At 67.3% G+C, this 11,238-nt stretch carries 12 protein-coding genes and 1 pseudogene; 9 read left to right on the forward strand and 4 right to left on the reverse strand.

The features are described from left to right. The 4 genes and pseudogenes from B4L26_RS18925 to B4L26_RS18940 form a co-directional block, all read left to right on the forward strand. Positions 1-2,343, forward strand: a pseudogene (locus tag B4L26_RS18925) (DNA-directed RNA polymerase subunit beta'); the annotation flags it as partial. 230 nt (positions 2,344-2,573) lie between these two features. Beyond that, entirely contained in the window at positions 2,574-2,957 is a 384-nt protein-coding gene (locus B4L26_RS18930; RefSeq protein ID WP_290721560.1) for a hypothetical protein, read from the forward strand. A gap of 10 nt (positions 2,958-2,967) precedes the next feature. Further along, positions 2,968-4,029 carry a DNA polymerase IV gene (locus tag B4L26_RS18935; protein ID WP_290721562.1) on the forward strand — a complete coding sequence of 354 codons (1,062 nt, stop codon included), beginning with the start codon at positions 2,968-2,970 and terminating at the stop codon, positions 4,027-4,029. Positions 4,030-4,140: 111 nt separating this feature from the next. Next, positions 4,141-4,527 carry a hypothetical protein gene (locus B4L26_RS18940; protein WP_290721564.1) on the forward strand — a complete coding sequence of 129 codons (387 nt, stop codon included), beginning with the start codon at positions 4,141-4,143 and terminating at the stop codon, positions 4,525-4,527. Between the two features lie 85 nt (positions 4,528-4,612). Here the strand turns inward: B4L26_RS18940 and B4L26_RS18945 are convergent, their stop codons facing one another. Further along, positions 4,613-5,002 (reverse strand): YbjQ family protein, encoded by a 390-nt coding sequence (locus tag B4L26_RS18945; RefSeq protein ID WP_290721566.1) that lies wholly within the window; start codon positions 5,000-5,002, stop codon positions 4,613-4,615. Positions 5,003-5,228: 226 nt separating this feature from the next. Here B4L26_RS18945 and B4L26_RS18950 point away from each other — a divergent pair, with 226 nt between their 5' ends. Next, positions 5,229-6,158: a type IV toxin-antitoxin system AbiEi family antitoxin domain-containing protein gene (locus tag B4L26_RS18950; RefSeq protein ID WP_290721568.1), complete on the forward strand. Its 930-nt coding sequence runs from the start codon at positions 5,229-5,231 to the stop codon at positions 6,156-6,158. 79 nt (positions 6,159-6,237) lie between these two features. On the opposite strand, the gene B4L26_RS18955 is transcribed toward B4L26_RS18950, so the two are convergent. Together B4L26_RS18955 and B4L26_RS18960 are read right to left on the reverse strand one after the other, a co-directional pair. Continuing rightward, the gene (locus tag B4L26_RS18955) at positions 6,238-6,720 is read right to left on the reverse strand and encodes a SixA phosphatase family protein (RefSeq protein WP_290721571.1); all 483 of its coding nucleotides are present in this window, start codon (positions 6,718-6,720) and stop codon (positions 6,238-6,240) included. 58 nt (positions 6,721-6,778) lie between these two features. Then, positions 6,779-7,045 carry a hypothetical protein gene (locus B4L26_RS18960; protein ID WP_290721573.1) on the reverse strand — a complete coding sequence of 89 codons (267 nt, stop codon included), beginning with the start codon at positions 7,043-7,045 and terminating at the stop codon, positions 6,779-6,781. A gap of 194 nt (positions 7,046-7,239) precedes the next feature. Here B4L26_RS18960 and B4L26_RS18965 point away from each other — a divergent pair, with 194 nt between their 5' ends. Next, positions 7,240-7,773, forward strand: a complete 534-nt coding sequence (locus tag B4L26_RS18965) for an OsmC family protein (RefSeq protein WP_290721576.1) — start codon at positions 7,240-7,242, stop codon at positions 7,771-7,773. Between the two features lie 91 nt (positions 7,774-7,864). Here B4L26_RS18965 and B4L26_RS18970 read toward each other — a convergent pair whose 3' ends face one another. After that, the gene (locus B4L26_RS18970) at positions 7,865-8,668 is read right to left on the reverse strand and encodes a methyltransferase domain-containing protein (protein ID WP_290721579.1); all 804 of its coding nucleotides are present in this window, start codon (positions 8,666-8,668) and stop codon (positions 7,865-7,867) included. Between the two features lie 117 nt (positions 8,669-8,785). Between B4L26_RS18970 and B4L26_RS18975 the strand changes: the two genes are divergently transcribed. The 3 genes from B4L26_RS18975 to B4L26_RS18985 form a co-directional block, all read left to right on the forward strand. Next, the gene (locus tag B4L26_RS18975; RefSeq protein WP_290721581.1) at positions 8,786-9,157 is read left to right on the forward strand and encodes a hypothetical protein; all 372 of its coding nucleotides are present in this window, start codon (positions 8,786-8,788) and stop codon (positions 9,155-9,157) included. A gap of 42 nt (positions 9,158-9,199) precedes the next feature. Further along, complete coding sequence (locus B4L26_RS18980; RefSeq protein ID WP_290721582.1) at positions 9,200-10,678, forward strand: glycosyltransferase family 2 protein; 1,479 nt, start codon at positions 9,200-9,202, stop codon at positions 10,676-10,678. Between the two features lie 24 nt (positions 10,679-10,702). Continuing rightward, on the forward strand, positions 10,703-11,238 hold a 536-nt coding region (locus tag B4L26_RS18985), incomplete at its 3' end, for an esterase/lipase family protein (RefSeq protein WP_414651930.1).

Genomic DNA, 11,238 nt, shown 5'->3' on the forward strand with positions numbered 1-11,238 from the left:
GACCAGATGGCCGTGCACCTCCCGCTGAGCGCGGAGGCGCAGGCTGAGGCCCGGATCCTGATGCTCTCGAGCAACAACATCCTGTCCCCGGCGTCGGGCCGCCCGCTGGCCATGCCGCGCCTGGACATGGTGACCGGGTTGTTCTACCTGACCACCATCAAGGAGGGGTTGCCCGGCGAGTACCGCGAGGCCACCAAGGACGACGTCGAGCGCGGCGTGTACTCGAGCCCGGCCGAGGCCATCATGGCCGTTGACCGCGGTGCGATCACCGTGCAGACCCAGATCAAGATCCGCCTCACCGACCAGCGTCCGACGCCGGAGATCGAGGCGGAGCAGTTCCCCGACGGTTGGGCCTACGGCCAGCCGTGGGAGATCATCACCAGCCTTGGGCGGGTGCTGTTCAACGAGCTGCTGCCGGTCGAGTACCGCTTCGTCAACGAGCAGATGCCGAAGAAGCGCCAGGCCGTCATCATCAACGACCTGGCCGAGCGCTACCCGATGATCGTCGTCGCGCAGACCGTCGACAAGCTCAAGGACGTCGGTTTCCACTGGGCGACCCGCTCGGGTGTCACCGTCGCCATGTCCGACGTGCTCGTGCCGCCGAACAAGGCGGAGATCCTCGACAAGTACGAGGAGCGTGCCGACAAGCTGGAGGCCAAGTTCCAGCGCGGTGCCCTGACTCCCGATGAGCGGCGCGATTCGCTGGTCGAGATCTGGAAGCAGGCCACCGAGGAAGTCGGTAAGGCCATGGAGGAGCACTACCCGGCCGACAACCCGATCGTCATGATCCCGTCGTCGGGTGCCACCGGTAACCTCACCCAGGTCCGCAACCTGTCGGGCATGAAGGGTCTGGTGACCAACCCGAAGGGTGAGTTCATCCCGCGGCCGATCAAGTCCTCGTTCCGCGAGGGCCTGACCGTGGCGGAGTACTTCATCAACACCCACGGCGCGCGTAAGGGTCTGGCTGACACCGCCCTGCGTACCGCGGACTCGGGCTACCTGACCCGCCGTCTGGTGGACGTGTCGCAGGACGTCATCGTCCGCGAGACCGACTGTGGCACCGACCGCGGCATCGTCGTGCCGTTGGGCGAGAAGCAGGCCGACGGGTCGATCATCCGTGACGCGCACGTCGAGACGAGTGCGTACGCCCGCACGTTGGCCGCCGATGCGGTCGACGCCGACGGCAACGTCATCATCGAGCGCGGCCACGACCTGGGCGACCCGGCTATCGCCGCGCTGCTGGCGGCCGGTATCGACTCGGTGAAGGTTCGCTCGGTCCTGACCTGTGACACCGGCACCGGCGTCTGTGCCCACTGCTACGGCCGTTCGATGGCCACGGGCAAGCTCGTCGACATCGGCGAGGCCGTCGGCATCATCGCGGCCCAGTCGATTGGTGAGCCCGGTACGCAGCTGACCATGCGCACCTTCCACCAGGGTGGCGTCGGTGACGACATCACCGGTGGTCTGCCGCGCGTCCAGGAGCTGTTCGAGGCCCGTGTCCCCAAGGGCAAGGCCCCGATCGCCGAGGTCGCCGGCCGGATCCGCCTCGAGGATGACGATCGGTTCTACAAGATCACGATCGTCCCCGACGACGGTTCGGAAGAGGTCACGGTCGAGAAGATCTCCAAGCGCCAGCGTCTGCGCGTGTTCAAGCACGACGACGGTTCCGAGCGGCTCCTCGCCGACGGCGACCACGTCGAGCTGGGCCAGCAGCTCATGGAGGGTGCGGCTGATCCGCACGAGGTCCTCCGCGTCATGGGCCCCCGTCAGGTGCAGATCCACCTCGTCAACGAGGTCCAGGAGGTGTACCGGAGCCAGGGTGTGTCGATCCACGACAAGCACATCGAGACGATCGTGCGCCAGATGCTGCGCCGCGTGCAGATCATCGAGTCGGGCGCGACGGAGTTCCTGCCCGGTTCGCTGGTGGAGCGCGTCGAGTTCGAGACGGCCAACCGTACGGTCGTCGGCGAGGGCGGCGAGCCCGCATCGGGTCGCCCGGTGCTGATGGGTATCACCAAGGCATCGCTGGCCACCGACTCGTGGCTGTCGGCGGCGTCCTTCCAGGAGACCACCCGCGTGCTTACCGATGCGGCCATCAACAGCCGCAGCGACAAGCTCATCGGTCTCAAGGAGAACGTCATCATCGGTAAGCTCATCCCGGCCGGTACCGGTATCAACCGCTACCGCAACATCCAGGTGGAGCCGACCGAGGAGGCCCGGGCCGCCGCGTACGCGGTGCCGAGCTACGACGACACCTACTACAGCCCGGACGGTACCTTCGGTGCTCCGGCCGGCGCTGCGGTGCCGCTCGACGATTACGGCTACGGCGACTACAACATCTGATCGCTGAGTTCCGGCAGGCCCTCTCACCGCAAGGTGAGGGGGCCTGTTCGTTTCGGCGTCGGAGGTTCCCACCCCGTTTCGGCAACCCACCGTCGATTGATGCCGGGTTGACGAAACGGTGTGGGGTGGCCGGAACGAACGGGCCGGGCAAAGACAGGTAGTCGGCTACGCATCCGTCCGGTGCCCGTGCGCGCGAGAGTGGTCTCCTACCCCGCACACAGGAGAACGTCATGGGCGATTCGATTCGCCGCGGCGCGGGCGCCGTGGCACTCATCCTGGCGGCGGTGGGCCTTGGGCACTGGGGGACGTCGGAAGCCGCCGCCGCTGACCGCGCGCCGTCGGAGGGCGCGTACGTCACCGGCTGCAGTTACTCCGTCGTCATCGCGCGCGACGACCTGCGCAACGCCGTTTCCGTCGTCGCGGTCAACACGACGACGACGGCGCGCGACAATCTGACGCCGCCATCGGGTGTGGTGCCGGTGCACGACCCCCTCACGGTGAACTGGTCGCCGAGGACGCCGGGCGTCTACGTCGTGCGGGCAGTCGCGTCGAACGAGGTCCCCGTCGAGATCCGGGTGACCGTCAAACCGGGAGGGGACTGCCACTCGGCCTAGGCTGGCAGTCGTGGGCACCCGACGCATCCTGCATGTCGACCTGGACCAGTTCCAGGTATCGGTGGAGCGCCGCCGCTCGCCGGAGCTCGTCGGCGTGCCCGTCATCGTCGGGGGTGACGGGGACCCGACGGCGCCGCGCAAGGTCGTGACGTGTGCGTCGTACGAGGCGCGGGCGGTCGGCGTGCGCGCGGGGATGCCGTTGCGGGTCGCACATCGCAAGATGCCTGACGCGGTGTACCTGCCGCTGGATGTCGAGGCCTACGACGATGCGTCGGCAGAAGTGATGGCGACGCTGCGGGGGTTCGGCGCAGTCGAGGTGTGGGGCTGGGACGAGGCCTACCTCGGTGCTGGGGAACTCGACGATGAGCAGGTCGCCGCCCTCGCCGTCGACGTTATTGCGACGATCGGGGAGCGGACCGGGCTGCCCGCGTCGATCGGCATCAGCGACAACAAGCAGCGCGCCAAGATGGCCACCAACTTCGCCAAGCGCGCATCCGCCGACGACGGTCCGCGGGTGTTTCGTCTCGACGCGGACAATTGGGGCGCATTGATGGGGCCGCAGCCAACCCGTGAGCTGTGGAGCGTCGGGCCGAAGACCGCGACGAAATTGTCGGGAATCGGCGTGCAGACCGTGGACGAGCTGGTGGCTGTGCCCAAGGACGACCTGATCGCTACCTTTGGTCCGCACCAGGGGAATTGGCTCTATGTGCTGTGCCGCGGCGGCGGGGACTCGACGATTACGCCGGAGCCGTGGGAGGCGAAGTCGCATTCGCATTCGCGCACTTTTCCCACGGACCTCGATTCGCCCGAAGAGATGCACATTGCGGTCGACGAGTTGACCGAGCACGTGCTGGCCCAAGTCGTCGACGAGGACCGCGAGGTGTTCCGCGTTGCGGTCACGGTGCGGACCAAGACTTTCTACACGCGGACCAAGTCGCGCAAGTTGCCGGCGCCGACGACGGAGTCAGCGGCCATCGGCCCGGTCGTGCACGCACTGCTCGACGACTTTGAGCTCGACCGTCCGGTGCGGCTGCTGGGGGTGCGATTGGACCTCGTTGCGAGTGACACGTGATTGGGGTGGGTTCTCGTCATGCGGTTCGACCACATTCGATCGGCATGTGACGTCGGGTGATCGTCGTCGCGTAGTGTGGTCTGACTGTTTCGAGAGACGTGGGGGGATCAGGTGCAGAACGTCAAGAAGATCATCGCCGGCGTAGTGGTGGCCGCTGCCACCGCAACGGGAGTGTCCACGATGGCGGCCGCGCCGGCCCAGGCCCAGATCGACTCCGGCCAGTACTGGTACAGCCTCTGGAAACTGCCGACATACGAGTTCGTGTCCACCGAGACGGTGACCATCGCGAACGGATGGGTGCGTGGCAAATTCACCAATCTCCCGATCCATCCGACCCGCAACGGTGGCTACATCGACGATTTCGGGACTCGTACCACCTTCTGGCGCGCAGGTGACGGCTATACCGGTCGTCGCGACAGCCTCTTCGCAGCACCGATGCAGGCCCGCTTGACGGCGCTTCGCAACGGTAAGCCGCGGTCCTGGGCGTCGGCCTGGTAGCCGTTTCCTACACCACGCGCCGCTTGCCAACGCCGACCGATGGCGGAAAGCGGCGTGCCACGTTTGATTCGTGTAGTCCGAGTGGTCAGCTGGCCCCAGCAGCACGGGCCTGGGCATCGGCTGCCGACTGGGGCGTCGCGCCAGGATCACCGGCGGGGATAGGGACTGCGACGACGGCGGTGCCGTAGGCGCAGACCTCGGAGAAGCTGGTGCCGATCGACCCGGTGTCGAATCGGGCTGCAACAATCGCCGTCGCGCCGCGCTGAACCGCCTGCTCCCACATGCGCTGCATCACCTGTTGACGTGATTCGTAGACGAGCTTGGTGTATTCGGTGACCTCGCCTCCGCCCATCGCACGAAACCCTGCAACGAAGTTCGCGCCGATGTTCGCCGAGCGCACGGTCATGCCCATCACTTCGCCGAGGACGGCGTCGATGCGGTAGCCGGGGATGTCATTGGTCGTCACGATCAACATGAGGAAATCCTAGGCCGTCGGGGTTGTCGTTGATGCGACCGCCGAGCAGTCGGCGACCAGCACACTGTTTCCAACTGCGCGCGCAGGAACCCAACACCGGCGGGCGGCGGAAACCTGCGCGCCGCGTTGGATTTGCGTGGGCTTGGGGTCTGGAGGAGGCGGAGCGGAAGTCGTTCGTACTAGGACTGGATGGAACCGCCCGCTGTCGAGCCGCGTCTAAGTGCGCATGGACGAATTCCCATTCGACGGCGAGGGGATCCTGCGCGTGGCGGTCGCCAAGAAGATCGGCATCGACCCGCACCGGATCTACCGAGCAGCGCGTGAGCACAAGATTGAGCCGCTGGTCCCGGGTGTCTACGTACTTCCTACGGCCCGCCGCCCCGTGCATCGCCATCGGCTCGAGGCGTTGTCGGCCAGCGTTGGTCCGGGCACCGTGATCAGTCATTCGTCGGCAGCGGTGGTCCACCAGCTGGCGATGCTGCGCCCCGACCTGAGTCGCCTTCACATCACCGCGGTAGAGGGTTCAGCCGGGTACCGGCGATCGCACCGTTTTTTGCATCCCGGCCGATTGGCCGAGGCGGACATCGTGGAGGTCGACGGTGTGCGGCTCACGTCGCCGGCACGGACGGCTTTCGACGTCGCACGGACTTCGCCCGCCGGGTTCCCCGGCTCGCTCGCCGTGTTCGACTCGGCGCTGCGTGCTCACGTCGACGTGGATCTGCTCGCTGGGTTCTGCCGCGGCCGGCAAAGGAATGTGGGTATCGCGCGCACTGCGTTGGAGCTGGCCGACGGACTGTCGGAGAACCCCGGTGAGTCGTGGAGTCGGGCGCAGATGATCCTTGCCGGGTTGCCGACGCCTGAGCTGCAGGTGGAGATCTTCGATGAGTACCACCTCTTCGTTGCTCGTCCGGATTTCGTGTGGCGCGATGCGACCGGCGCGATCCGCGTCGCGGGGGAATTCGACGGGTTGGGGAAGTACCTCGACTACCTTCGCGAAGGTGAGACACCCCAAGACGTGATAGCGCGGGAGAAGCGGCGCGAGGCCAAGCTGGAGGACATGGGGATCCTCGTCGTCCGGTGGACCTGGGACGACTTGCACGCGCAGGTGGTCGTTGGGCGGGTTCGTCGCAAACTGCAGTTGGCGGGGTTGGTCTGACTCGCAGATCCAACACGGCGAGTAACTCGCCGACTTGCGTCGAAGTTGGTAACCGACTCGCGACGTTGGAAACGTGGGGTCAGCGGGGGATGCGGACGCCGACCAGGCGGCAATCGGGGTCGACGGTGAGACCGACTTCGGCCCAGGGCACCCCTACGGTCAAGACTGCGTAGGCGGACGTCGGGAACTCGGGGACATCGGCGTCGGGATCGAGGTCGGCGGCGGTGGCCGGCATACCCGGCACATGGCCGACGACGAGGAGGGTGCGCGCCGACTCGGGTGTGTAGATGCGGATGGATTCGAGGATCTCCGAGGACCACGCGCCGTAGAGGTCACCGACGAACTGCACGGGGGCGGATATGCCGGTGCGTGCCAGCGTCTCGCGGGTGCGGCGCGCAGTCGAGCAGAGCACCGCGTCGACGCCGAGACCCTCGTCGCGCATCCACTGCCCGGCGAGGGCAGCCTGGCGTTCTCCACGGGGTGCCAGCGGGCGGTCGTGGTCGGCGACGCCGGGCGGGTAGCCCGACTTGCCGTGGCGCAGGAGGATCAGGGTGCGGCTCATGCGCTGCCGTGCGCTGAGGGCAGGGAGCGGCTCACATGTGAGAGGCCCGAACGACAGGTCACGCGCTGCGCCGGCGGGTGTCGGGTCCCTGCGTCATCGTGGTCAGCAGTGCCGCCGTTTCGCGCCACGCGACCGCCTCCTGCCAGTGCAGGTGTGCTTGGTTCTCGTCGTCATCGAGCCAGTCGTCGTACTCGGCGAGGTGCTCGTCGAACTTCTCGCGGCACAGCTCGATGAAGCCCGGGATCTGCGACTCGTCGGCGCAGACCGTCTTTATCTGGTGGCGGCTCAGCGTCACCAGGCGCTCCAACTCGGCGGAATATCCCATGACTCAAACGCTAGCGCCGCCCTCTGACAAACCCACGGTGCCGCGCCGCGTGCTGAGACAGCTCCCGTAGTGGTGGGCGAAGGGAAGATTTCCCTTTGCGGGCCGCCAGGGGAGAATTCTCAGTAGGGGTGGCGTCAGAATCGGTGGGAATGCAAACCTTCAACCCGCGGGGGGCCGGCCCTAACGTGACGCCCATGACAACAGCAACCTTTCATCCCATCCCCGATACCGGCGGCCTCAACGCGCTGGCCAGTGCGACAGCCGCAGCTGTGGAGGTCAATCCGTCGGCCGCGGTGCTGGTTGTCGGTGCGCAGGCTCAGCCGGCCGGGGCGGTGGGCTCGGAGATCACCGTCGGCACCCGCCGAGTCCGCGTCGACGAGCCGGCCGCACTCGGCGGCGGGGGAGAGGCGCCCAATCCCGTCGAGTACTACCTCTCGGCTTTGCTGTCATGCCAGATCGTCACGTACCGATTCTGGGCGCAGCGCCTGGGCATCGAGGTGTCGAGCCTGAGGGCCTCGGCCGAGGGCGACCTCGACGTGCACGGGTTCTTCGGCCTCGACCCGACGGTCCGCCCCGGTTTCCAGGAGATCCGGGTGACCGTGGACATCGAGGGCCCAGCCACCGAGGAGCAGTACCGCGAACTGCAACGCATCGTTGACGAGCATTGCCCGGTGTTGGATCTGACCGTCGAGCCGACGCCGGTCCGGACCACCCTCAACGTCGCCTGACTCACGCCTAGCCTCAGTCGCGCACCGCCGTTCTCGTCATGCGCCGCTGCTCGGCTGTGCCTGATGAGAATCGCGGTGCGCGGCTCGGCATTCAGGCCAGGTGGCCGAGGACGGCGAACATGGTGACGCAGAACAGGTAGTCGCCGGTGGCGAGTCCGTGTTCCACTTCCGTCGCCGCTTGGTCGGCCTGGGCACGGGTGATGATCCCGTCCTCGACGGCCGCGTCGAGCTGGGCGACGTACATCGGTGCGGAGGTGAGCGCGTCGAAAATGACGGCCTCCGAACCGATGTCGTCGATCGTGAACCCGGCCGAGGCCATCAATCCGCGCAGGCGACGCCCCGACGTGCGGTTGGGCGTGCGTGTGGCCTGGGCTGCGCTCAACGCCCCGGAGATCTCGGGGGAGATCGGGTGCATGATCGCGGTGTCCCAGTCACTGTCGATCAGGATGGCGCGACCACCCGGACGGAGCACGCGGGCGATCTCCAGGGTCGCCGCGTGCGGATCGTCGAGGTGCTGGAAAACGCGCTCGCAGCGCACCGCGTCGAAACTGCCGTCGGGGAACGGCAGGTCGTAGGCGGTGCCCTGCACGAACCGAGCCGTCGAGCCTTTCGCCCGCGAGGTCGCCGCCGCGACCATGGCCGGATTGGGATCCACCCCGACGGCTGTTCCCGACGGTCCGACGGCCCGCGCGAGGGACACCACCTCCGACCCGGTGCCCGACCCGACGTCCAGGGCGCTCTCCCCGGCCTTGACCGCCAGCACCTGCGCCGCCCACGCGCGCATCCGTTGGACACTGGGCAGTTCGGCCTGCTGATCGAGCATCATGATCAGCAGGTCTTGGCCGTCTTGGCCCACCCCGTCGGAGTGGAACGACGGCACGTGAGACTCCGCCATCACTCCATTGTGCGCTCGAGAGCCCCCGTCGCCAACGGGGCGGGCGGTGATTCGGGCACCGTGCTGTCGCGCGTGCCGGTAACGTCTGGAAACGACCAATGCCACGAGGGGGCCGGAATGCAGGAGATTAGGCGGATCGCGACGACGGTGCTGGCCGCAGCACTTCTCGCGATCGGTGCGGGGATGGCCACGGCGCCGCCGGCGCAGGCGGCGATCCGCTCGGGTTGGTACACGTACAAGCTGTACGGCCGCGACGACACCGTGGTCTTGACCTACGCGGCACACGTCGTGGGCAACAAGATGTACGCCACCGCCGATGAGACCTGGTACGACATCCACCCGACGTCGCGCGGAGGCTGGATCCTCGCGTTGGACACGACGCGCCGCGACTTCTGGCGCAAGGGCAACGGGTATGAGGGCATCGCCTACGTCGTCCATATCCCGCGCGATCCGACGGTCACGTCTCGAATCACCCTGACGCCGCGATAGGCGCAACCGGCGAAACGCGGTCGACTGAAGGACAATGACGCCATGACCGACAGTCTCGGTCGGTCGCTGACTCGGGCGTCGTCGCGATTGACTCCGCCGCGCACACCGCTGGCCAGTGTGCTCGTCGGCGTGCTGGTCTTGGTCGTCTGGACGGGACTGCTGGCGCAGGTGTGGGGGCGCGGCGGATTGCTTGCCTGGTCGTTGGGGCTGGGCTATCTCATGTACGACGTCGGGCTGCAGGTTTTCACCGGTTGGCAGATCGCTAAGATCGCCGCGCCGATTGCTGCCGTCCCCAATGCTCCCGACGCCGCTCCCGCCCGCGATTCGTCGCAGCGGGTCAGCGTCGCCGTGCTGATCGCTGCGCACAACGAGGCCGCGGCCCTACCGGCGACCATCGCGGCCTTGCTGGATCAGACTGATCCACCGGATGAGATCGTCCTGGCTGATGACGGTTCGACCGACGGCACCGCGGCATGGCTCGACGGTGAGTTCGGACTGACCGTCGAAGCTCCGGTTGTGGTCAATGGCATACGTCTGACAGTGATCCCACTGCCACATGGTGGCAAGGCGACCGCGCTGAATGCGGCGCTACTGGTCACGACCGCCGACGTCGTGCTCACCGTCGACGCCGATACCGTGCTCGACAGTGGTGCCCTCGCCGCGGTGCGCACCGCCTTCGCCGCCGACCTCGACCTGGTCGGCGTGACCGGTGTCATCACCCCGGTCTGCGCGCCGACCGTGGGTGGTGCGGTGCTGCAGTACTTCCAGACCTACGAGTACATCCGCAACTTCCTGGCCCGCTACGCCTGGATGCGCGTGGACTGCCTGCAGCTGATCTCCGGGGCGTTCGCGGGGTTCCGGCGGGAGGCCGTGGCGACGGTCGGCGGTTTCGACGCCGCGACGATGGTCGAGGACTATGAACTGGTGGCCCGGATGTACCGGTACGCCGGCGACCACGACCTGCGCTGGCGGTTCGCGGCCCTGGGCGCGGCGCAAGCGCACACCGAGGCCCCGGGTACCGTCGCCGCGTTCCTCCGGCAGCGCCGGCGCTGGTTCGGCGAGTTCCTGCAGACGCACTGGTGGTACCGCGCCATGGTCGGTGAGCGACGCTACGGACGGCTGGGCACCCTGATGCTGCCGGTGAAGACCGTCGACACGCTAGCCCCGGTCTACGGGTTGACCGCACTCGGGCTGTTGGCCTACTTCCTCATCACCTGGCGAACCGACGTACTGGTGCCGGTGGCGGTGGTGGTGGGTGTCAAACTCCTCGTCGACGTGGTGTTCATGCTGTGGTCGGTGCGCCGGTACCGCCGTTGGGTGGGGGACCCGCAGCGAGCTAGTGCTCTCGGTGCCGCGGCGTCCGTCGTCGCCGGGCTGTTGACCTTCCAGGTCCTGCTGCAATTGGGTGCGCTACTGGGCTGGGGTGCGGCGCTGCGTGGCAACCAGCGGTGGGGTCGACAAGACCGATTTGGGATCCGAGGAGGAACCGGCAACGGCGACAGCGACTCCGCCTTAGAGTGAGCTGAATCACTCTAGGAGGTTCGGATGCGACGACGGTGGATGGCAGGAGCGGTCGCGGCCGCAGCGATGGGGCTGATGCTCGGGATGGTGCCCTCTGCGGCATCGGCCGACCCGTTGCAGCTCCCGCCCCGGACCATGCCGTACGGGATGTTCGCCCCCGTCAACCAGGCGGGGCCGCCGCTGACGGTGCCGGTGGCACGGTTGGCCGCGGGTATGCAGTGCCACGGCATCACGACGAACAGCCCGCACAAACCGATTGTCTTCGTCCCCGGCACCGGAGCCAGCCCGGCCGACTACGAGTGGAACTGGGGGCGCGCCCTGCGTCAGGCGCAGCGCCCGTATTGCATGCTCGCGTTGCCCAACAAGTCGGTGGACAACATCGATATCAGCGCGCAGTACACCGTCTTCGCAGTCCGCACGCTGCACGCACGGACGGGCAAGAAGGTCGACATCATCGGGCACAGCCAGGGTGGGCTCTCTCCGCGGTTCGCCCTGCGGTTCTGGCCGGGCATCCGGCCGCTGGTCGACGACGTGGTCAGCCGAGCTTGTCAAGTTGTCTG

The organism is Gordonia sp. UBA7599, from assembly GCA_002477755.1.
Lineage (GTDB): Bacteria > Actinomycetota > Actinomycetes > Mycobacteriales > Mycobacteriaceae > Gordonia.